This is a genomic window from Agrobacterium sp. NPDC089420 (genome assembly GCF_044900305.1).
Lineage (GTDB): Bacteria > Pseudomonadota > Alphaproteobacteria > Rhizobiales > Rhizobiaceae > Agrobacterium.
The window spans coordinates 14992-36981 of sequence record NZ_JBJDMY010000015.1 but is presented as its reverse complement, the minus strand read 5'-3'; the positions used below and the strand labels follow the sequence as shown (position 1 = coordinate 36981).

The window sequence follows — 21990 nt, the reverse complement described above, 5'->3', positions numbered from 1 at the left end:
AATGGCACGTTTTTTCATCGATCGGCCCATTTTTGCCTGGGTCGTTTCCATCTTCATCATGCTGGCGGGCCTGCTCGCCATTCCCATGCTGCCGATTGCGCAATATCCGAATGTGGCGCCGCCGCAGATTTCGATCGGCACCAACTATCCCGGTGCCGCGCCCGAGGATATCTACCAGAGCGTCACGCGTCCCATCGAGGAAGAGCTGAACGGGGTTCCGGGTCTTCTCTATTTCGAATCGACTTCTGAATCGTCCGGCAGCATTTCCATCAACGTCACCTTCGCGCCGGGCACCAATATCGGCGAAGCGCAGGTGGAGGTTCAAAACCGCATCGCCCGCGTCCAGCCGCGTCTGCCGCAGGCGGTCACGCAGCAGGGCCTGCGCGTCGAACAGGCCGGCACCTCGTTCCTGATGATGGTGGCGCTCACCTCCGTCGACGGCAATACCGACGCGATCGGTCTCGGTGATTATCTCAGCCGCAACGTGCTCGGCGAATTGCGCCGCGTGCCGGGCGTCGGCAGCGCCCAGCTGTTCGCCACCCAGCGCTCGATGCGCATCTGGATGGACCCGGACAAGATGCTCGGCCTCAGCCTGACCTCGTCCGACGTCATCGGCGCCATTCAGGCGCAGAACTCGCAGGTCGCGGCGGGCCGCATAGGCGCCTCGCCCAACCCGATCGGCCAGCAGATTTCAGCCACCGTCAACGTGCAGGGCCAGCTGACCTCGCCGGAGGAATTCGGCGCCATCGTGCTGCGCGCCAATCCGGACGGTTCGTCCGTACGGCTGCGCGATGTGGCGCGGGTGGAAGTCGGCGGCGAAAGCTACGCCTTTTCCAGCCGCCTGAACGGCAAACCCAGTGCGGCCATCGGCGTGCAACTGTCGCCCACCGGCAATGCGTTGCAGACCTCCGATGGCGTGCGCGCCACCATGGAGGAGCTGTCGCGGTATTTCCCGCCCGGTCTGGAATATGAAATTCCCTACGACACCAGCCCCTTCGTGAAAATCTCGATCCAGAAGGTGATCAACACGCTGGTGGAGGCGATCATCCTCGTCTTCGTGGTGATGTTCGTCTTCCTCCAGAACATCCGCTACACCATCATTCCGACGCTGGTGGTGCCGGTGGCGCTGCTCGGCACCTGCGCCATCATGTATGTCTCGGGTTTCTCGATCAACGTGCTCACCATGTTCGCCATGGTTCTCGCCATCGGCATCCTCGTCGATGACGCGATCGTCGTGGTGGAAAATGTCGAGCGCATCATGGCGGAAGAGCATCTGTCGCCGAAGGAGGCGACCCGCAAGGCGATGGGCCAGATTTCCGGCGCCATCATCGGCATCACGCTGGTCCTGACGGCGGTGTTCGTGCCCATGGCCTTCTTCCCCGGCGCGGTCGGCATCATCTACCAGCAGTTCAGCCTGACCATGGTGGTCTCCATCCTGTTTTCGGGCTTCCTCGCTTTGTCGCTCACGCCGGCGCTCTGCGCTTCGTTCCTGAAGCCGATCAAGGCCGGGCACCACGAGAAGAAAGGTTTCTTCGGCTGGTTCAACCGCGGCTTCGACAAGGCCTCGCACAAATACTCCGCGTCGGTGGGCAGCATCATCAAGCGTTCCGGCCGCTTCATGGTCATCTATGCGGCGCTGCTTGCCGGTCTCGGCTGGGCCTATATGCAATTGCCGAGCTCCTTCCTGCCCAACGAGGACCAGGGTTACCTGATCGTCGACATCCAGGCACCGGCGGAAGCCAGCAGCGAGCGCACCCTGCAATCCATCCAGGAAATCGAAAAGATCTTCCTGGCGGAACCGGCGGTCGATCGCGTGATTGCGGTTTCGGGCTTCTCCTTCTCCGGTTCCGGCCAGAATGCCGGTCTCGCCTTCGCGACGCTGAAGGACTGGAGTGAGCGCGGGCCGGAGGATTCCGCATCCGCCATTGCGCAACGCATCAACGGCAAGCTGTGGGGCCTGCCGGGTTCCATGGCCTTCACGCTGTCGCCGCCGCCCATTCAGGGTCTCGGCAATTCCAGTGGCTTCACCTTCCGCCTGCAGGACCGCGCGGGTGCCGGGCAGGCGGCGCTGAGTGCCGCCGGCGCGCAGCTGATGGCGGCGGCACAGAAAAGCCCGATCCTCGCCGGCCTGCGCGTCGAAGGCATGCCGGATTCGCCACAGGTCAATCTCATCATCGACCGTGAAAAGGCCAATACATTCGGTGTGACCTTCAGCGACATCAACGCCACCATCTCGGCCAATATGGGGTCGTCCTACGTCAACGACTTCCCCAATGCCGGCCGCATGCAGCGCGTGACGGTGCAGGCGGAGCAGGGCCAGCGCATGAAGACCGAGGACCTGCTGCACCTTAACGTCCGCAACGCCAATGGCGGCATGGTGCCGGTGAGCTCGTTCGCCACGGTGGAATGGGTGCGCGGCCCCTCGCAGGTGGTGGGGTACAACGGCTATCCGGCGATCCGTATCGGCGGCCAGTCGGCGCCCGGTTACTCCTCCGGTGACGCGATTGCCGAAATGGAACGTCTGGCGGGCGAATTGCCAAGCGGTTTCGGTTTCGAATGGACCGGCCAGTCGCTGCAGGAAATCCAGTCCGGCTCGCAGGCGCCGGCGCTGATCGGCCTCAGCGTGCTGTTCGTCTTCCTGCTTTTGGCGGCGCTTTATGAAAGCTGGTCCATTCCGCTTTCCGTCATGCTGGTGGTGCCGCTTGGTGTCATCGGTTCGGTGGCGGCGGTGATGATGCGCGGCATGCCGAACGACGTCTACTTCCTGGTCGGCCTCGTCGCCATCATCGGTCTTTCGGCGAAAAACGCGATCCTGATCATCGAATTCGCCAAGGATTTGCGGGCGGAGGGCAAATCCACCTATGATGCGACGGTGGAGGCGGCGCACTTACGCTTCCGGCCGATTCTGATGACCTCGCTCGCCTTCTCGCTCGGCGTGCTGCCGATGGCGATTGCGTCGGGTGCCAGTGCGGCGAGCCAGAACGCCATCGGCACCGGTGTGCTTGGCGGCATGATCTCGGCGACGATCCTTGCGATCTTCTTCGTTCCCGTCTTCTTCGTCTTTGTCATGAAGATTTTCGGGGATCGCAAGAAGAACAATGAGATTGCTGCTGACGCCGTATCCCCGGCGGAATAAAACGGGATGGGAAGGCCGCCGGTTTCATCGGATCGATGGTTCCGGCATTGCAAAGCGGCACGGTGCGAAAGCGCCGTGCCACGACTGAAGGAGATATTGCGATGCGCCGTACCAAGGCCGAGGCGGAAGAGACGCGTCAGGCGATCCTTGCCGCCGCCGAGCGGGTATTCTTCAAGAAAGGCGTGGCCAACAGCTCGCTGGACGAGGTGGCGGCCGCCGCCGGGGTGACGCGCGGGGCGATATATTGGCATTTCTCCAGCAAGGCCGACCTTTTCATCGGCCTTTACGAATCCGTCACCTTGCCGGAATCGGACCTGCTCGATTTCGGAGATCCCGATCTCAAGGGGGCCGCCCTGCTGGCCAAGATCGAGGAGGCGGCGTGCAACTGGCTGGCGCTTCTGGCCGCAGACGAACAGCGCCAGCGCATCATGACCATCAGCCTGCGCACCAATTATTCCGACGAGTTCGCCCCCGTGCTGCGGGCGCAGGAGGAGCTGGACCGTTACCACAAGCGGCTGCTCGAGGAGGCCTTCGAGCGGGCGCAGGCGGAAGGCGCCTTCAACGACAACTGGACGGCGGAATCGGCGCTCGGGGCGCTCTACTGGCTGCTGAAGGGCATGTGTTCAGACTGGCTGCTGTTCGGGAAACGGTTCGATCTGGTGAAGGAAGGCGCCGAGGCCATGCATCGCCTCATGAAGGGGTTCCAGCGTCCCGCGTCGCGGTGATGAAAGGCCGCCGCACCGGTCAAATTTCAGTGTATTCTAAAAGACGAGCGAAATTTGCTTTACGTACCTCAAAACGGACGTTAGCTTCTTCTTCGAGCTTTGGGAGGAGTTCGCTCATGGTCGCTTCAAGGAAAATCGAGGGGCAAAAACCGTCCGTTCTCACCGGCTGCCGGTGACGGCGCATGGCTTTTGCTGACGAAATTTCAGCCCCGGCTCTTGTCCGGACGGTCGGGCTGTCGAAATCCTTCGGGCCGGTTCAGGTTCTGAAGGATATCGAGATCGCCGTGCGCGCCGGTGAGGTTCACGCCATCATCGGCGAGAACGGCGCCGGCAAGTCGACGCTGATGAAGCTGCTGGCGGGCAATGAGAAGCCGTCGGGCGGCGAAATCCACATCGATGGCGACGCCGTGGCGCTCAGTGGGCCGGTGGATGCCGAACATCGCGGCATCGTTCTCGTGCATCAGGAAATATTGCTGGCGCCGGATCTGACGGTGGCACAGAACATCTATCTCGGCCGCGAATTGCATAAAGGTCCGATGATGGACGACCGCGCCATGCGCGATGGTGCGCGCAAGGCCGTTAGCGATCTCGGCGGCTCGATCGATCCCGACGCCATTGTCGGCAGCCTGTCGATTGCCCAGCGGCAGCTGGTGCAGATCGCCCGGGTTCTGCTGGTGCCGCATCGCGTGGTGATTTTCGACGAGCCGACCGCGAGCCTTACGCCCATCGAAACCGACGCGCTCCTGAACGTCATCCGCGACATCCGGACGAAGGGTGTGGCCGTGCTTTATATCTCGCATCGTCTGCCGGAAGTGAAGGAGATTGCCGACCGGGTGACGGTGCTGCGCGACGGCAGGCTGGTCGCGTCGCATCCGGCCTCAGAGCTGGAGCCGGCCGATATGGCGCGGCTGATGGTGGGGCGGGATGTGGCGAAACTCTATCCCGACCGGCACGCCGGCGGTGAACGCGAGCCGGTTCTTGAGGTCGAGCATTTTAACGTTCCCGGTTATGCGCAGGATGCCGGTTTCCGCCTGCGCAAGGGCGAAATCCTCGGTTTCGCCGGTCTTGTCGGGGCGGGCCGGACGGAGCTGATGGAGGGCGTGCTGGGCCTGCGGGCCGGGCGGGGAACGGTGCGCCACCTGGGACGCGCGGTCAGTTTCGCCAAGGCGGAAGACAGCCTGAAGGCCGGAATCGTTTATCTGAGCGAGGATCGCAAGGGCAAGGGTCTGCTGCTTGCCAAGGATCTGCGGGTCAATCTGACGCTTGCTTCGCTCAAAAAATTCAGCCGGCTGTTCCAGATCGATACCCGCCGCGAGACGGCGGCGCTTGACGATGCCGTGCGCGACTTCGATATCCGCACCGGCCGCAAGGATCTGCTGGCGGGCCAGCTTTCCGGCGGCAACCAGCAGAAGCTGCTTCTGGCCAAGATGATGCTCCTCGATCCGTCCATCGTCATCATCGACGAGCCGACGCGCGGCATCGACATCGGCACCAAGGAGCAAATCTACCGCTTTATCGCCGGGCTTGCGCAGGAGGGGCGCTCCATCATCGTCGTTTCTTCGGAAATGCCCGAGCTGATCGGCATCTGCGACCGCATTCTGGTGATGCGTTCGGGCCGGATCGTCGGTGAGGTGACGGGCGAGCGCATGACGGAAAACGACATCGTGGCGCTGGCGACGGGCGTTCACACGCAGGAATTCGCCTGAGGCGGCGTGTCCTTTGAACAGGGCCTGAGAAAAGACAATTGAGGGGAAACATGACTGAGGCCGCACTTGATAACGGCAAGACGCCGAAGACCTCGAAGGACTGGGATCTGCGCGCCGTGGCGCCGTTTGTGGCGCTGGCCCTGCTTCTGGTCCTCGGCACCATCGCCAATCCCAATTTCATTGGCATCGACAATCTCCTGAACGTCATCACCCGCAGCGCCTTCATCGCCATCATCGCGCTTGGCGCGACCTACGTCATCACATCCGGCGGGCTCGATCTGTCCGTGGGCGCCATGGTGGCTTTCGTCGCCAGCCTGATGATCCTGTTCATGAACAGCGGCGTCATCGCCAGTCCGCTTCTGATGCTGCTGGCCGCCATGGCGCTCGCGCTCGCCATCGGCGCGGCCTGCGGACTGACGAACGGCCTCATCACCACCATCGGCCGCATCGAACCCTTCATCGCCACGCTCGGCACCATGGGTATCTATCGCGGTTTGACCACATGGCTGTCGCAGGGCGGTGCCATCACGCTGCGCAACCCGGAAATCCAGACGCTTTATCGCCCGGTCTATTTCGGCAATGTCTTCGGCGTGCCGGTGCCGGTCATCGTGATTTTCGTGACGGCCGCCATCGCCGCCTTCGTGCTGTACCGTACCCGTTACGGCCGGCATCTGACAGCGGTCGGCTCCAGCGAGGATGTGGCGCGTTACTCCGGCATTTCGGTCGCGCGGGTGCGCACCATCGCTTATGTGGTGCAAGGGCTCTGCGTTGCTGTCGCCGTATTGCTGTATGTGCCGCGCCTCGCCTCCACCTCGGCCACAACGGGCATGTTGTGGGAGCTGCAGGCCATCACCGCCGTCGTCGTCGGCGGCACGGCGCTGCGCGGTGGGGTAGGGCGTATCTGGGGCACGATCTGCGGCGCCTTCATTCTGGAGATTGTCGGCAACATCATGATCCTGTCGAACTTCGTCAGCGAATATCTGATCGGCGCCATTCAGGGCGCCATCATCATCATCGCCATGCTGGTGCAGCGCTCGCTCAGCCGCAGGTGACGTATCACGCCGCGCCGTGTGGGGCAGGTGCGGTTGAAGGAGGAACGCCCCGGTCTTGGGAGGAAAGAGACTATGCGTAGAAAATTCATCGGCGTGGCCTTTGCCGCGCTGGCCGCGGTGCTGGCGGGTTCGGCCCATGCGCAGGACAAGAAGGTCACGATCGGCGTCTCCATTCCGGCTGCCGACCACGGCTGGACGGCGGGCGTCGTTTATCATGCCGAGCGCGTGGCGAAGCTGCTGATGCAGGAACATCCCGGCCTCAATGTGATCGTGAAGACCTCGCCGGACGCCGCCAATCAGGCCAACGCGCTGCAGGATCTGGCGGTGCAGGGGCTGGACGCTCTGGTCGTGCTGCCGTCCGATCCCGATCCGCTGGTCAACGCCATCAAGGAGATCAAGGACAAGGGTACCTTCGTTGCGCTGGTCGACCGCGCGCCGAGCGTCAACGACAATTCCATCCGCGATCTCTATGTCGCGGGTAACAACCCCGCACTTGGCCAGGTGGCTGGCGAATACATCAAGAAGACGACGCCGGATGCCGAAGTCGTGGTCATTCGCGGCCTGCCGATCCCGATCGACCAGCAGCGTCAGGACGGTTTCGACAAGGGCATCGCCGGCTCGAACGTCAAGGTTCTCGACCGGCAATACGGCAACTGGAACCGCGACGACGCCTTCCGCGTGATGCAGGACTATCTGACCAAATACAAGAAGATCGACGTGGTCTGGTGCCAGGATGACGATATGGCGATCGGCGTGCTGGAGGCGATCCAGCAGGCGAACCGCACCGATGTCCAGTATATCGTCGCGGGCGCCGGCTCCAAGGACATGATCAAGAAGGTCATGGACGGCGACAAGCTTGTGCCGGTCGACGTGCTCTATCCGCCAGCGATGGTGGCGACCGCCATGCAGCTGACGGCCGGCCATTTTTACGATCAGGTGCCGGTTGCCGGCGAGTATATTCTCGATGCGACGCTCATCACCAAGGACAATGCCGCGCAGTTCTACTTCCCGGATTCGCCGTTCTGATAAGGGGTCCGGCCATGCGACGCCCGCTGCAGGGCGGGCGTTTAGGCGGGTGGAAAAACTTGCAGAGATCAGGTTTTAGTGAGGCTGTTGCATCCGCACACCGTCACCCCGAACTAGATCCGGGGTCCAGCGCGATCAAATCCTTGATCGCAAGAGACTCTTCTCACGGCGCAGACGCGCCGTGGCTGGATGCCGGATCAAGTCCGGCTGACGGAGGGGCGCTCGGTGAGAGCCATCCGGCTCTCCACTCTTCACCCGTTCTTCCTGAACCACGCGGAAAGATAATCCACGAAGCTGCGCACCTTGGCGGGCAGATAGCGGCGGTGCGGATAGACCGCGTAGATGCCGCGGTCCTTGGAAATATAATCGTCGAACAGCGTCACCAGTTCGCCGGACTGGATATAGGGCCGGGCGATGAAATCCGGAACCATGGCGATGCCGAGGCCGGCGCGGGCGGCGCGCAGCGTCGCCTGGGGGCTGTTGACCTCGATCGGTCCGCTGATGGTGACCGAATTCGAGCCGCCATCCGGCTCCAGATACCGCACCGTATTGTGAAAACGCGTATTGGTATCGATGATGAAAGGAACGCGGGAGAAATCCTGCGGCCCGTCGAGCGGCCCGTGCTGCGCCACGAAATCCGCCGTCGCCACCGCATAGACCCGGAAATCGGAAAGCTTGCGGGCAATGAGGCCCGAATCCTCCAGCCGCGTGATTCGAACGGCAAGATCGAAACCCTCCTCGATCAGGTCGACAAACCGGTCCTCGGCAACGATTTCCAGCGACAGTTCCGGATTTTCCTTGGCGAAATCGATCAGGCTCTGGCCGACATCGGCATCGATGAAGGTGCGGGGAACGGAAATCCTGAGCTTGCCTTTGAGATCGGCATTCTTCTCGCGCACCAGATCGGCGAGGTTGTCGATCTCCTTCAATATGTCGGAGGCGGTGCGGTAATAGGTGTGCCCAGCCTCCGTCAGCGAAAACTGCCGGGTGGTACGGTTGAGGAGCAGCGCGCCGAGATCATCTTCCAGTTCACGGACATATTTGGACAGAAGCGCCTTGGAGCGTCCGGTCTTGCGTGCGGCGGCTGAAAAACCCTCCGCCTCGACGACATCGATAAAGGCGCGGATGCGGGTCAGCGTGTCCATGAAAATCCTCCAGTTCGTTCCATATAATTGAACGCTGGGGGACGACTGTTCAACCCCAAATCCATTGCCGAAAAAATCCGCTCCCTGATGAAAAAATCCTCTTGATTATGACTGCGAATATTCTTATCTCCCGTGCTGCCCAAAGTCGCACGTGCCCATGTGTGTCCGCCGAGTCCTCGATGTGGTGAGGATTTAGGTAAGGTACCTGGAACTAACCCCTCCAGTCGCTATTCCGGCCAACCGGGAAATGCGAGGACATATGAAAGCAACGACGGTGCGGGCCTTTCTGGTTCTCTGCCGGCTCTCCATCAGCCGGGGTACTGAAGAGGCACACCATCATTGCCTGAAGTGCGGTCGGGTCAATCCCTCCAATCGATGGCAGACAAAGCCGAATGATGCTCTGGCAGGGCGTCGTTCACATTCGCGCCTTGAGCGTATGCTATCGATTCTGCGCCTCCACCGGCTGATTCGAATGCATATCTCGAGCGTCCTTTGTCCTCCGGATTTTTCCGGAGCCGGTTTTATAGGGAATATATCGATGACGACTGCACGCATTCTCGACTTCATCAAGACCCGACGTCCCGAAGGCCCTTGCCTCGTGGTTGATCTCGACGTCGTGCGCGACAATTTCAACGCGTTCCGGCATTCCCTGCCGAACAGCGCGATCTATTATGCCGTGAAGGCAAACCCGGCTCCCGAAATCCTGAAGCTGCTCGCGTCGCTCGGCTCCAACTTCGATTGCGCCTCCGTGGCTGAAATCCAGATGGCGCTCGATGCCGGTGCAACGGCTGACCGTATCTCCTTCGGCAACACCATCAAGAAGGAACGCGATGTTGCACGCGCTTATGCGCTCGGCATCGATCTCTTCGCCGTCGACAGCCATGAGGAAGTCGAGAAGGTTGCCCGTGCCGCTCCCGGCGCGCGCGTCTTCTGCCGCGTGCTGACGGATGGCGAAGGTGCGGAATGGCCGCTGTCGCGCAAGTTCGGCTGCGTGCCGCAGATGGCCGTCGATGTTCTGGTCTATGCGCATCAGCTCGGCCTTGAGTCCTACGGTGTGTCCTTCCATGTCGGCTCGCAGATGATGAACCTCGACGCATGGGATGCGGCGCTCGCCGATGCCAAGCGCGTCTTCGCATCGCTCGCCAAGCAGGGCATCCACCTGCAGATGGTCAATATGGGCGGCGGTTTCCCGACCAAGTACCTGCGCGACGTTCCGGCTGCCGAAGAATACGGCCAGGCGATCGACACGGCGCTGCGCAAGCACTTCGGCAACCAGATCCCGAAGACGATCATCGAGCCGGGCCGCGGCATGGTCGGCAATGCCGGCGTCATCAAGGCGGAAGTCGTTCTTGTCTCGCGCAAGTCCGACAATGACAACCACCGCTGGGTGTTCCTCGACATCGGCAAGTTCGGCGGTCTCGCCGAAACGATGGATGAGGCGATCCGTTACCCGATCCGCACCGAGCGCGATCAGGACGCGATGGAACCCTGCGTTCTGGCCGGTCCGACCTGCGACAGCGCCGACGTGCTGTATGAAAAGAACATGTATCCGCTGCCGGTCTCTCTGACCATCGGCGACGAAGTTCTGATCGAAGGCACGGGCGCCTATACGACGACCTATTCGGCGGTTGCTTTCAATGGCTTCGAGCCGCTCAAGGCTTACGTCATCTAAGCATCGGGCCGAAAGGCGTAACGCGGTTTTCGGAAAACCCGATGCGCAGGTCAAAAAGTCCGAACGCCGCCCGCTGAACGGGGCGGCGTCTCGACCAAGCTTCCGTTCCGGCCCTGCCGATTGTGCTGTTGCGCAAATCCCTGCTTGCTGCACCTCTTCCAGCCGAGGAAAGCGTGTCGGCGGGCCGGAACGGTTCACCAATTTTCATCAAGGGCCGCGTGTGGGCGGTTGTGTGAGGGAGGGCCGAGAGATGGCCGCTCTTTTGAATTCGGTACGGGCATTTTTCACGCCGCAGACATTTCATGTCGATCAGGAAAATCCGGGCGATGTCGTTGCCCGTGAGACCCTGCTGGACCGCGCCATGGGCGAGGGCCGCCGCCGCAAGTCTTCCGAAAAGCTGCGCGCCGGCCGCATTCCGGCCGAAGGCCTGGCGCTGGTCGCCCGCGATGAGGACGGTCATGTCATCGGCTCGGTGCGCCTGTGGAATGTCGAAGCCGGCATTTCGCGCGAAGGCCGCGCCGTCGAAGCGCTGCTGCTCGGTCCGCTGGCCGTCGATTCCGCCCATGAGGGCAAGGGCATCGGTTCGGCACTGATGCGCGCCGCCATTGCCGAAGCCACCAGACGCGGCCATGGCGCCATCCTTCTGGTGGGTGATGCGCCCTATTACGAGCGTTTCGGCTTTTTCGCCGACAAGGCGCAGCATCTGATCATGCCCGGCCCGTTCGAGCGTAGCCGTTTCCTGGCGCTGGAACTGAAAGCCGGCTGGCTGGAAGGCGCTGCCGGTCTTCTGGTCGCGAGCGGCCGCAGGCTCTCGGCCTGAGCCGAACGTAATGCCGGTGGTCCGGTCCGGTTGAACGGCCAGACCTGGACCGCCGTAAATTCTGTTTCCGCAACATGGTCTTTCATGCAAAGCTGCGATATCGGATTGGATGCCGCTTCGCAGGCTGGGCAATATTGTAATGCCTGTCAGATAATTGCGTCGGCCCGCAAGTTCTCCGGTGTGATGTTCAGCTGCGGGGATCAGGCATGCAGGCAACTCTTCTTCGGGTAAATCGCGACTACCGTCTTCTTTTTTCCGCAAGCGCCGTATCCAATCTTGCCGATGGCATATCCATGGTGGCGATACCCTGGCTTGCCACGATGCTGACAAGCGATCCGCTGCTGATCTCCATGATTGCGGTGGCGCAGCGGATGCCGTGGCTGCTTTTTGCGCTTCCCGTCGGTGTCTGGACGGATCGGAGCGACCGGCGTCTGTTGATGGTGCGGGCCGATCTGGTCCGGCTGGCGCTGATGATCTGCGCGGTTGCGATGATTTCCGCCACCACGGCGCTTCCTCGGCCGGCGGATGCCGGTATGACGGCGATTTTTTCGCTGGCGGTGATCGCTTTCCTGCTTGGCTGCGCCGAGGTCGTCCGGGACAATGCGGCGCAGACGATCCTGCCGTCGCTGGTTGCCGCCAACGATCTTGAACATGCCAATGGCCAGATGTGGAGCGCCGAACAGGTCACCGGGCAGTTCATCGGGCCGCCACTGGCCGGCCTGCTGATTACCGCCGGCATTGCCTTTCCCTTCGGGCTGGATGCCGGGTTTTACGCGGTATCGGCCCTGCTGATCTGGCTGATCGTTTTGCCGCCGCGCAAGCCATCCGGCACCTTTGCCTTCTGGCCGGCTTTGCTGGAAGGGTTGGGCTGGATGCGGCGCCATAAAATGATCCTGCGGCTTGCCCTCATGCTGGGCATTATCAATGCGGTCTTCGTCGGCGGAATGACGATCCTCGTCCTTTACGCTCAGGAGGTTCTGCAGCTGTCGGCGGCAGCCTATGGCGTGCTGCTGACATGCGGCGCGGCGGGTGGCGTTCTTGGCGGGCTGACCTCACCCTGGCTTGCCCGCCGGTTGGGCGCCCGGAAAAGCCTGGTTCTGGTGCTCTGCATTTTCGCGCTGTTCAATCTCGCGCTCGGCCTTTCCGGTTCCGTGCCGCTGGTGGCATTGGGCCTGTTTTTCGAGGCCGCAGCCGGCATGCTCTGGAATGTGGTGACGGTCAGTTACAGGCAAAGGCTCATTCCGGATGCGCTGCTCGGCCGTGTCAATTCCGTTTACCGGTTCTTCGGCTGGGGCGCGATGTCGTTCGGCGCACTTGCCGCAGGCCTGCTCGTCAGCCTTGCCGAGCCGGCATTCGGCCGCATCGCCGCGCTGCATCTGCCCTATCTGATCGGGGCATCGATCAGCGTGGTTCTGGCGATATATGGTTTCTTCCGGCTACGCTTTTGAAATAAGCATGTGGCCCGCCTTGCCGCGGCCATGTGTGAATGCCTGCTCGACAGCCCTTGCATCAGAGGCATTGCGGGTATATACCCGAGACAAATGCCAAACGATAGCTGCCACTGCATTCTGTTGCGCAAAGCATCCCGCAAGGTCTCGTCCTATTATGACGAGGCGCTGGCGCCGCTTGGCGTCAATATCGGCCAGTTCAGCCTGTTGCGGAACATCAACCGTACCGCGCCGGTGTCGCTCACCGATCTAGCCGCGCGGGTGGAACTGGATCGCTCCACCGTCGGCCGCAATGCCAGGGTACTGGCGCGCATGGGGCTGGTGGCGATCGGCCACGGCGAGGATCAACGGGAGGCGATGCTGACCGTGACGGAGGTGGGGCAGGCGATCCTGAAGACGGGCGCGCCGCTCTGGGACAGGGTGCAGGACGAAATCGAAGCCCGGTTGGGGCCGGAAAAGACCGCGCAATTGCAGGAACTGCTCGCAGCCCTGTAATTTTTCATCGTAATACGGGTATCTGCCCGTAAAGTTGGGTATATACCCGCAATCACCAGCCTGAGGCCGCTGGAAAGGGACCTTGAACATGCTCTCCACACGCCTTGCCCGCTGGATGGCCGGCAGAAACCTGCATTATGGCTGGCTTGTTGCCGCCACCACCTTTCTAACCATGCTGGCCACTGCCGGCGCCATGGGCTCTGCAGGGGTGATGATCCAGCCGCTGCATCAGGAGTTCGGCTGGGATATCGCCGATATTTCCTCCGCCATGGCCGTCAGGCTGGTGCTTTTCGGCCTGCTCGGGCCTTTTGCCGCCGCCTTCATGAACCATTTCGGCATTCGGCAGGTGGTGTCGACGGCGCTCGCACTGATCATGGGCGGCATTGTCGCCTCCTTTTTCATGACCGAGGTCTGGCAATTGCTGCTGCTATGGGGCGTGGTGATCGGGGTCGGCACCGGCATGACAGCGCTGGTGCTGGGCGCCACGGTTGCGACGCGCTGGTTTTCCAAGCGCCGCGGACTGGTGATCGGCCTGATGACGGCGAGCAACGCGACCGGCCAGCTGGTTTTTCTGCCGCTTCTGGCGGCGCTGACCGAGGCCTATGGCTGGCGGACGGCCCTGACACTTTCCGTCGCGGTGATTGCCGCCGCCATGATCCTCGTGCTGCTTCTGATGCGTGATCACCCCGCCGATATCGGCCTGCCGGCTTATGGCGAAACGGCGGTGGTGAAGCCGCCGAAGCAGGATCACAATCTTCTCGCCACGCTGGTTTCACCGCTGTTGACGTTGAAGAGCGTCTCCGGCAATCCGGTCTTCTGGGTGCTGTTCGGTACATTCTTCGTTTGCGGGCTTTCCACCAACGGTCTGATCCAGACCCACTGGATTTCGATCTGCGGTGATTTCGGCATGGCGGCGGTCACGGCGGCGGGCACGCTGGCGGTGATCGGTATCTTCGATTTCTTCGGCACGATCTTCGCGGGCTGGCTTTCCGACCGTTTCGACAATCGCTTCCTGCTGTTCTGGTTTTACGGTCTGCGCGGCCTCTCCCTGCTATATCTCTCCTTTTCCGGGTTCAGTTTCGTCGAGCTTTCGGTCTTTGCCGTATTTTACGGGCTGGACTGGGTGGCGACCGTGCCGCCGACGGTGAAGCTGGCCGCCGAAAATTTCGGCCGTGAAAAGGCGGGGCTGGTATTCGGCTGGGTCTTTGCCGGCCATCAGCTGGGGGCCGCCACCGCCGCCTTCGGCGCCGGTTTCTTCAAGAGCGACTTCGACACCTATATGCCTGCGCTGCAGATCGCCGGCCTGATGTGCATGATCGCAGCGGTCTCGGTATTGCTTCTCAGGAAGCCGGGGTCCGCCACACTGAAACCTCAGGCGGCATAAGCGGCCAAGAGGCGCGGCGGAGGACACGTGGATGCGCGTCCTCCTGTCCGCCATGGGCGTGATGTGCGTGCCCTCGGCGGCGCTTCTGTTGCGCAATTGTCACGATGCCCGCGGCTTTGCTGGTCGCAGACACCATTGGCATCCACGTTTGATCCATCTCAATCGGCTTGCCTTTCCCTTCGCCATAGTGGCCGCAGATCAGGTGCGGCAGGTGAGGATTCGCAGGCCCGCCGTCATCGGCCGGTTGCCGGGGTTTGCCGGGTCGCGGCGTGCAATAGGAGAGATGGAATGACGAACAGAAACAAAAAAATCGCCTTGCTTGCCGGGGTGGCGGCAATGCTGATGTCTGCCAGTGCCATGGCTGCGGATCTGGCTCCGGCAGCGCCGGCTCCCACCGCGGAAGAGGCGATTGCGGCGGCAAGCCCATGGATGCTGCGCGTGCGCGGCCTCGGCGTCATCACCCATGACAGCGGCAGCGTTGATGGCGTCCCGGGTGCGGGCCTGTCCTATTCGGATACCGTGATCCCGGAACTGGATATCAGCTATTTCTTCACGGAGAATTTCGCCGCCGAGCTTATTCTCGGCACGACCTATGCCAGGATCAACGGTGAGGGCGTCCTCGCCGGAACACCGGTGGGCAAGACATGGCTGCTGCCGCCGACATTGACCCTGCAATATCACTTCACCGATTTCGGCGCTTTCAAACCCTATATCGGCGCGGGTGTGAACTATTCGCTGTTCTATAACCAGTCCGAAAAGCCCGGCTTCAGCAATCTGGATGTGAAAAACAAGCTCGGCGCCGCCGTGCAGGTGGGTTTCGACTATATGCTGGACGAGCACTGGGGCGTGAACTTCGACGTGAAGAAAATCTTCCTGAAGACCGACTGGACGGCCGAACTGGGCGGGACGCCGATCAGCGGCAAGGCGAAGCTCGATCCATGGCTGATCGGTGCGGGTATCACCTATCGTTTCTGATGGCGGTGCAAAGACGCGCCGCCTTTGACGGGCGGCGTTTTCTCGGCTATAGGGACGGCACGGGCAGAGAGCCCCGGCCGTCCGCAGGCGTTTGTGCCCCTGGTGAAGCTCTTTCTTGATAACGGTCATCCCATGTTTTGCATGTCGTCGATGGCAACGCGGACCCCTTCGTAAAATTCGGCATGCGCATGTTGGAGAACCGTTATGAACGTGTCCAAACCGCTTCCCGCGCTTGAGGGCCTGAAGGAACAGGCAAAACGGCTTCGTGCCGCCCTTGAGGAGCAGGGGCAGACAATCACCCACTCGAAGGCGCTGGAACTCATCGCCGCGCAATATGGTTTCCGCGACTGGAACACCCTGCACGCGGCTGCCGGAAACCGCCCGGCCTTCAATCCCTATCTCCTTGGTTCGCGGATTGAAGGCTTTTATCTTGGCCAGCCCTTCGTGGCCTCGGTTCTCGGCGTGCAGGCGCTCGGTGGTGATCCGGAGCGCTATCGCCTGACCCTGCATCTCGATGATCCGGTGGATGTGGTGACCTTCGAAAGCTTTTCCGCTTTCCGGCAGCGGGTTCACTGCAACGTCGACGCCTCCGGGCGCACGGTGGAGAAGACCTCCAACGGCCGGCCGCAGGTGGAGCTTGTCTGGTAGGCTGGGCCGCCCATGAGCGCAGGCTTCACACCCTGACGACATTTGCCGCACCGCGTTCCGGCCAGGCGTCGGAATGCGGTTTTCGCATCGGAATGACCATAAGGTGCAGGCTGCGGCCGTGTGGCGGAGTGTCCGTTCTTCGTGTTGGCGACGGGGGGGCGCTGAAACAAGAAAAAACGATCCAACTTGTTGCAATCTGCTCTAAACCAGAAGTATAGTTTGCTAAATCGATAATTATTACAGTTTTATAAATAATTTCAGAGGTGTTTATGGGCGCATGTCGCGATATTCGGCGTTTGATTTGCGTCGATTCCATCAGGGGTGTGGCTGCAATAACTGTCATATACTTTCATGTTTCTGAAGTTGCGTATAGGAATGGGTTGACGTCGAATTCCTATGAATATTACCTCTTTCTTTTTTTGACGGAATATTTCGATATCGGCAAAATTGCCGTTGTGATGTTCTTTGCCGTTTCCGGTTTTGTCATTCCGTTTTCCCTGCTGAAAGCGAACATGGCGCCGCTGCGCGATTTTGCGGTGTCGCGGTTTTTCAGGCTGTACCCCGCTTATTGGGGATCGATGATCCTGGCGCTGGCCCTCATTCCGCTCGTGCGGGGAGACATGTTCACGCTGACCCAGATTCTCGCCAATATCACCATGCTGCAGCAGTTTCTGGGACAGGAGAATATTCTTGGCGTTTACTGGACGCTGCAGATAGAGATGCTGTTCTACCTCGCCAGCGCGTTGATGTTCCATCTCAGGCTCCTGCATAAGCCGGAGGGTGCGGTCGGCGCGGTGATGTTCTTCCTGTTTTGCACGATCGCCATGGCGGCTGGGCGTTATGCCATGGGCATCAAGCTGCCGGTCGCGATCCCGCTTGGGCTGACCGTCATGTTCTGGGGGCTGTTATGGCGCCACGGTGCAGACGCGAAGGCCTGCACCCATCTGCGGCGGCTCGTTGCGGCCACGTCCCTGCTCGTCGTGCTTGCCGTACCGCTTGTCAGCCTTCTCAGCTACAATGTGGATATGGGGTTTGGCGAGACCTGGTATCGCTATACGATCGCCTATTATGCCGGCATGGCGCTGTTCGTGCTCTTCACGACGAAGCTTCGTATCACCCACCCGGCTTTTGTCTGGCTGGGCACCATCAGCTACTCCGTCTATCTGCTCGGACCTGTCGCCCAGCCGATCGTGGAACATCTTCTTCCCTATCGGCGGCTGGCTCCCTATCCCGTTCACGTCATTGTCGTTCTGACCGCGATCGTGACGGTGATCATGGCGTATCTGAGCCACCGTTTCATCGAGTTGCCAAGCCAGAAATTCGGCAAGAAACTTGCCGCCCGCCAGTCGTCCCTTCCCGTTCCGTCATCCGCGTGACATCGGCCCGGCATGGCGCAACAAGCGGCCATGCCGGTACGGACATTGTTTTCATCCGCGGGCTCTAGATGCGTTTTCCCGCCGCATCAAAGAGGTGGAAATCTTTCGTCTGCGCGGCGATCTTCAGCGTCTCGCCGATGCGCAGCCGTGAGCGGCCGTGAACACGAAAGACGATGGTGGTGCCATCCGCAAACGAGCCATGCACGTAGCTTTCCGCGCCCACCAGCTCCACGGCATCCACCTGTACGGTGCCGGTGAAGGCGGCATCCGCAGGAGCTTCCTCGGCAAGCGTGATGTCCTCGGGGCGGATGCCGAGCGTGGCGACCGTCTGCGGCAGCGCGGCAGCGTCATTCACCGACCAGCCGGCCGAACCGTTGGACGATGCCGCACCGTGAGCCAGAAGGTTCATGGAGGGCGAGCCGATGAAGGTGGCGACGAAGGTGGTTGCCGGTTTTTCATAAAGCTCGATCGGCGTGCCCATCTGCTCGATACGGCCGGCATTCAGCACCACCAGCCGGTCGGCCAGTGTCATGGCCTCCATCTGGTCATGAGTGACATAAACGCTTGTCGTGGCGAGCGAGCGCTGCAGGCGGCGGATTTCCACCCGCATCTGCACGCGCAGCTTGGCGTCGAGGTTGGAGAGCGGCTCGTCGAACAGGAAAGCCGCCGGCTTGCGCACGATGGCGCGGCCCATGGCAACACGCTGGCGCTGTCCGCCGGAAAGCTGGCGCGGCTTGCGCTCCAGGAACTGTTCGATTTCCAGCGCCTTGGCCGCCTCGGTGATGCGCCGCTCGATCTCCTCCTTCGGTGTGTTGCGGTTCTTCAGGCCATAGGCAAGGTTCTGCCGCACCGTCATATGCGGATAAAGCGCATAGTTCTGGAACACCATGGCGATGTCACGGTCGGAGGGTTCGAGATCGTTGACGACGCGGTCGCCGATGACGATCTGGCCGCCCGAAATACTCTCCAGACCGGCGATCATGCGCAGCAGCGTGGATTTCCCGCAGCCGGACGGGCCGACGAGCACGATCATTTCGCCGTCGGCGATGTCCATGGACACGCCCTTGATGGCCTCGACATTGCCGCCATAAACCTTGCGGACGTCTTTCAGCGCGATTTTTGCCATTACTTCTCGGTCTCCACCAAACCTTTGACGAACCAGCGCTGCATCAGCACCACAACGATAATCGGGGGGATGATGGCGAGGATCGCCGTCACCATCACATAATTCCAGGGCGTCGAAGCGTCGGTAAAATCCACCATGCGCTTGAGGCCGATGATGATCGTGTTCATCTTGGCGTCGTTGGTCACGAGCAGAGGCCAGAGATATTGGGTCCAGCCATAGATGAACAGGATCACGAAAAGTGCTGCAATATTGGTTCTCGACAGCGGCAGCAGGATATCGCGCATGAAGCGGAAGGGACCGGCATTGTCGATGCGCGCCGCCTCGACCAGCTCGCCGGGAATGGTCAGGAAGAACTGCCGGAACAGGAAGGTGGCGGTCGCCGACGCCATCAGCGGCAGCGTCAGCCCCGCATAGGTGTCGATCAGGCCCAAATCGACGATAACCTTGTAGGTGGGCAGGATGCGCACCTCCACAGGCAGCATGAGCGTGATGAAGATCATCCAGAAAAAGCCCATGCGGAAGGGAAAGCGGAAAAAGACGATGGCGAAGGCCGACAGGAACGAGATGACGATCTTGCCGATGGCGATGGCGAGCGCCACCACGAAGCTGTTGAACAGCAGCCGCTCGAGGCTGACGCCGACGACGCGCTCCACGCCGCCGGCCATGGCCTCGGCGTAATTGGCGCCGAGATGGTCGCCGGGCAGCAGCGACATGGGCGGGCGGATGATATCCGTCGACGTCATGGAGGAGGCGACGAAGGTGTAATAGATCGGGAAGGCCACGATGATGATGCCGAGCACCAGCATCAGATGGGCGATGACGCGCGCAATGGGGCGGTTTTCAATCATGGGAAATCCTCAGCCGTAATGCACGCGCTTCTCGACGAAGCGGAACTGGAAGGCGGTGAGCGCGATGACGATCACCATCAGGATCACGGATTGCGCGGCGGAAGAGCCGAGATTGAGGTTCACGAAGCCATCATTATAGACCTTGTAGACCAGCGTCTCCGTCGCCTTGGCCGGGCCGCCGCCGGTGACGGCATGGATGATGCCGAAAGTATCGAAGAAGGCATAGACCGTGTTGACGACCAGGAGGAAGAAGGTGGTCGGTGCAAGCAGCGGGAAAACGATGGTCCAGAAACGCCGCGAACCGCGCGCGCCGTCAATGGAGGCCGCTTCCAGCAAAGATTTCGGAATTGCCTGCAAGCCCGCGACAAAAAACAGGAAATTATAGCTGATCTGCTTCCACGCGGCGGCGGCGACAACGAGCAGCATGGCTTGATTGCCGTCGAGCAGCGGGTCCCACATGATACCGTTGCGGCGCAGGATGTAGGAGAAGGTGCCCATGGCCGGGTTGAACATGAACAGCCACAACATGCCCGCCACGGCCGGGGCGACGGCATAGGGCATGATCATCATGGTGCGGTAAAAGCCCTTGCCGCGCACCACCCGGTCCGCCGCCGTCGCCAGAAGCAGCGCCAGTCCCATCGAGACAAGGGCGGTCAGGACGCTGAAGATCACCGTGACATGCAGCGAGTTGAGGTAGCTTTCATCCGAAAGGACCGCGGAAAAATTGGCCAGCCCGACGAAATTGCTGTTCAGCCCGAAGGCGTCCTCGCGCATGGTCGACTGGTAGAGCGCCTGGCTTGCGGGCCAGAAGAAAAAGATCACCGTCAGGATGATCTGTGGCGCGACCAGCAGATAGGGCAGGATCTTGTTGGGGAATACGACGCTTTGCACGGCGATCTCCTGATGACATGAAAACGCCGCCCGCACCTTGTCAGGGATGCGGGCGGGGCAGGGGACCGTTTAGTTGCCGGCGGCGTGCTTGATGGCCGCGTCACCGCGCTCCACGATCTTGTCGAGGGCGGCTTTGGCGTCCTGTTTGCCGGCCAGCATCGCCTCGAACTCCTCGTTCATGATGTCACGCACCTGCGGCAGGTTCACGAGACGAACGCCCTTGGAGTTTTCTGTCGGCGGCTTGCCCATCATCTGCAGAAGCGGGGTCTCGCGGCCGGGATTCTTGTCGTAGAAACCGGACTTCTTGGTTTCCTCATAGGCCGCGATCGTTACCGGCATGTAGCCGGAGACCTGATGCAGGCGCGCCTGGATCTTGGTCTGGGACAGGAAATGGAAGAATTCCGCCACACCCTTATATTCGGCTTCGCTCTTGCCGCCGAACACCCAGAGGCTGGCGCCGCCCGGGATTGTGTTCTGCGGGCCGTGTCCTTCATAATAGGGCAGCTGGCCGATGCCGTAATTCATGCCGGTCTTGATGATGTCGCCAAGGCCGCCGGAGGATTCGGTCAGGATGCCGCATTCGCCGGACATGAACAGCTGCTTGGCTTCCGAGGTGCGGCCGCCGTAACGGAAGGTGCCGTCCTTGGCGAGATCGGCAATCGCCTGGAAATGCTCGACGAACAGCGGCGCATTGACCGCAAGCTTCACATCCGTACCGCCGAGGCCGTTTTCATTGCTGCCATAGGAGACGTTGTTCCAGGCGGCGAAGTTTTCGGTCTGGATCCAGGTGAGCCAGGTGGAGGTGAAACCGCATTGTGCCGCGCCGCTGGTCTTGATCTTTTTCGCAGCTTCGAAAACTTCCGGCCAGGTCTTCGGCGGGTTGGCGGCGTCGAGGCCGGCCTTCTGGAAGACATCCTTGTTGTAATAGAGGATCGGCGAGGACGAATTATAGGGGAAGGACAGCATGGTGCCGTCAGGCTTGGAATAATAGGCGACGATACCGGCCAGATATTCCTCCTTGTTGAAGGTGTAGCCACCTTCCTTCAGCACATCCGCTACCGGCTTGATGGCGCCGGCCGCACCCATCATCACGCCCGAGCCGGCATCGAAGACCTGGATGATGGCCGGCGGCTGCTTGGCGCGGAACGCGGCGATGCCTGCATTCAGCGTTTCGGGGTAGGTGCCCTTGAAAACGGGCGTGATCTTGTAGTTTTTCTGGCTGTCGTTGAATTCTTTCGCAAGCGCGTCCACGACCTCGTTATTGGCGCCGGTCATGGCGTGCCACCACTGGATCTCCGTCGCGGCGAAAGCATTCGATGTGACAAAAAACGAAAGCGCGGATGCCGCAGCAAGGCGGTAGCTGAGTTTTTTCAAGGTGATTCCTCCCGTTATGAAAACAGTAAAAGATACAGCCCCTTATTGCAGTCCACTCTCCTCGATCCGGCTGCGGGCGATCTTTTCCATGTTAGCGTTCCGATTAAAAGCGAACTCTAACGAAAATGCAAGAGAACGTGGAA

General features: G+C 61.0%; 19 protein-coding genes. 14 read left to right on the top strand and 5 right to left on the bottom strand.

Features of this window, described 5'->3' with window-relative positions:
- The first annotated feature begins 1 nt into the window (after window position 1).
- From ACI2KA_RS20640 to ACI2KA_RS20620, 5 genes are all read left to right on the top strand, one after another.
- The gene (locus ACI2KA_RS20640) at window positions 2-3136 is read left to right on the top strand and encodes a multidrug efflux RND transporter permease subunit (RefSeq protein WP_404504327.1); all 3135 of its coding nucleotides are present in this window, start codon (window positions 2-4) and stop codon (window positions 3134-3136) included.
- A gap of 101 nt (window positions 3137-3237) precedes the next feature.
- Window positions 3238-3861, top strand: coding sequence for a TetR family transcriptional regulator (locus tag ACI2KA_RS20635; RefSeq protein ID WP_404504326.1), 624 nt, complete (start codon window positions 3238-3240; stop codon window positions 3859-3861).
- Window positions 3862-4043: 182 nt separating this feature from the next.
- Complete coding sequence (locus ACI2KA_RS20630; RefSeq protein WP_404504325.1) at window positions 4044-5567, top strand: sugar ABC transporter ATP-binding protein; 1524 nt, start codon at window positions 4044-4046, stop codon at window positions 5565-5567.
- A 50-nt stretch (window positions 5568-5617) separates the two neighbouring features.
- Window positions 5618-6619 carry an ABC transporter permease gene (locus tag ACI2KA_RS20625; RefSeq protein ID WP_404504324.1) on the top strand — a complete coding sequence of 334 codons (1002 nt, stop codon included), beginning with the start codon at window positions 5618-5620 and terminating at the stop codon, window positions 6617-6619.
- Window positions 6620-6691: 72 nt separating this feature from the next.
- Window positions 6692-7645: a substrate-binding domain-containing protein gene (locus tag ACI2KA_RS20620; RefSeq protein ID WP_404504323.1), complete on the top strand. Its 954-nt coding sequence runs from the start codon at window positions 6692-6694 to the stop codon at window positions 7643-7645.
- A gap of 251 nt (window positions 7646-7896) precedes the next feature.
- Here the strand turns inward: ACI2KA_RS20620 and ACI2KA_RS20615 are convergent, their stop codons facing one another.
- On the bottom strand, window positions 7897-8790 hold the full coding sequence (locus ACI2KA_RS20615) for a LysR family transcriptional regulator (protein ID WP_065117027.1): 894 nt from the start codon (window positions 8788-8790) through the stop codon (window positions 7897-7899).
- 538 nt (window positions 8791-9328) lie between these two features.
- Here ACI2KA_RS20615 and odc2 point away from each other — a divergent pair.
- The 9 genes from odc2 to ACI2KA_RS20570 all read left to right on the top strand — a co-directional run bounded on the left by odc2 (window position 9329) and on the right by ACI2KA_RS20570 (window position 17608).
- On the top strand, window positions 9329-10462 hold the full coding sequence (gene odc2 / locus ACI2KA_RS20610) for an ornithine/lysine decarboxylase (RefSeq protein ID WP_404504322.1): 1134 nt from the start codon (window positions 9329-9331) through the stop codon (window positions 10460-10462).
- A 250-nt stretch (window positions 10463-10712) separates the two neighbouring features.
- A complete protein-coding gene (locus ACI2KA_RS20605) occupies window positions 10713-11282 on the top strand; it encodes a GNAT family N-acetyltransferase (protein WP_404504321.1) in 570 nt (189 codons plus the stop codon).
- Window positions 11283-11488: 206 nt separating this feature from the next.
- Window positions 11489-12730 carry an MFS transporter gene (locus ACI2KA_RS20600; RefSeq protein ID WP_404504320.1) on the top strand — a complete coding sequence of 414 codons (1242 nt, stop codon included), beginning with the start codon at window positions 11489-11491 and terminating at the stop codon, window positions 12728-12730.
- 93 nt (window positions 12731-12823) lie between these two features.
- Entirely contained in the window at window positions 12824-13225 is a 402-nt protein-coding gene (locus ACI2KA_RS20595; RefSeq protein WP_404504319.1) for a MarR family winged helix-turn-helix transcriptional regulator, read from the top strand.
- An 88-nt stretch (window positions 13226-13313) separates the two neighbouring features.
- Window positions 13314-14609, top strand: a complete 1296-nt coding sequence (locus tag ACI2KA_RS20590; RefSeq protein ID WP_404504318.1) for an MFS transporter — start codon at window positions 13314-13316, stop codon at window positions 14607-14609.
- A 31-nt stretch (window positions 14610-14640) separates the two neighbouring features.
- Window positions 14641-14901, top strand: coding sequence for a hypothetical protein (locus ACI2KA_RS20585; protein WP_404504317.1), 261 nt, complete (start codon window positions 14641-14643; stop codon window positions 14899-14901).
- Complete coding sequence (locus tag ACI2KA_RS20580) at window positions 14898-15584, top strand: OmpW family protein (RefSeq protein WP_404504316.1); 687 nt, start codon at window positions 14898-14900, stop codon at window positions 15582-15584. Before ACI2KA_RS20585 ends, ACI2KA_RS20580 begins: the two co-directional genes overlap by 4 nt.
- Window positions 15585-15788: 204 nt before the next feature.
- Complete coding sequence (locus ACI2KA_RS20575) at window positions 15789-16232, top strand: glyoxalase superfamily protein (protein ID WP_404504315.1); 444 nt, start codon at window positions 15789-15791, stop codon at window positions 16230-16232.
- 269 nt (window positions 16233-16501) lie between these two features.
- Complete coding sequence (locus ACI2KA_RS20570; RefSeq protein ID WP_404504314.1) at window positions 16502-17608, top strand: acyltransferase family protein; 1107 nt, start codon at window positions 16502-16504, stop codon at window positions 17606-17608.
- A 64-nt stretch (window positions 17609-17672) separates the two neighbouring features.
- Here ACI2KA_RS20570 and ACI2KA_RS20565 read toward each other — a convergent pair whose 3' ends face one another.
- From ACI2KA_RS20565 to ugpB, 4 genes are all read right to left on the bottom strand, one after another.
- Window positions 17673-18734, bottom strand: coding sequence for a sn-glycerol-3-phosphate import ATP-binding protein UgpC (locus ACI2KA_RS20565; protein ID WP_404504313.1), 1062 nt, complete (start codon window positions 18732-18734; stop codon window positions 17673-17675).
- On the bottom strand, window positions 18734-19582 hold the full coding sequence (gene ugpE / locus ACI2KA_RS20560; protein WP_404504312.1) for a sn-glycerol-3-phosphate ABC transporter permease UgpE: 849 nt from the start codon (window positions 19580-19582) through the stop codon (window positions 18734-18736). The genes ACI2KA_RS20565 and ugpE overlap by 1 nt, the downstream gene beginning before the upstream one ends.
- 9 nt (window positions 19583-19591) lie before the next feature.
- Window positions 19592-20473, bottom strand: a complete 882-nt coding sequence (gene ugpA, locus ACI2KA_RS20555; RefSeq protein ID WP_046800832.1) for a sn-glycerol-3-phosphate ABC transporter permease UgpA — start codon at window positions 20471-20473, stop codon at window positions 19592-19594.
- Window positions 20474-20542: 69 nt separating this feature from the next.
- The gene (gene ugpB / locus ACI2KA_RS20550) at window positions 20543-21853 is read right to left on the bottom strand and encodes a sn-glycerol-3-phosphate ABC transporter substrate-binding protein UgpB (RefSeq protein ID WP_404504432.1); all 1311 of its coding nucleotides are present in this window, start codon (window positions 21851-21853) and stop codon (window positions 20543-20545) included.
- Between the last annotated feature and the right edge of the window lie 137 nt (window positions 21854-21990).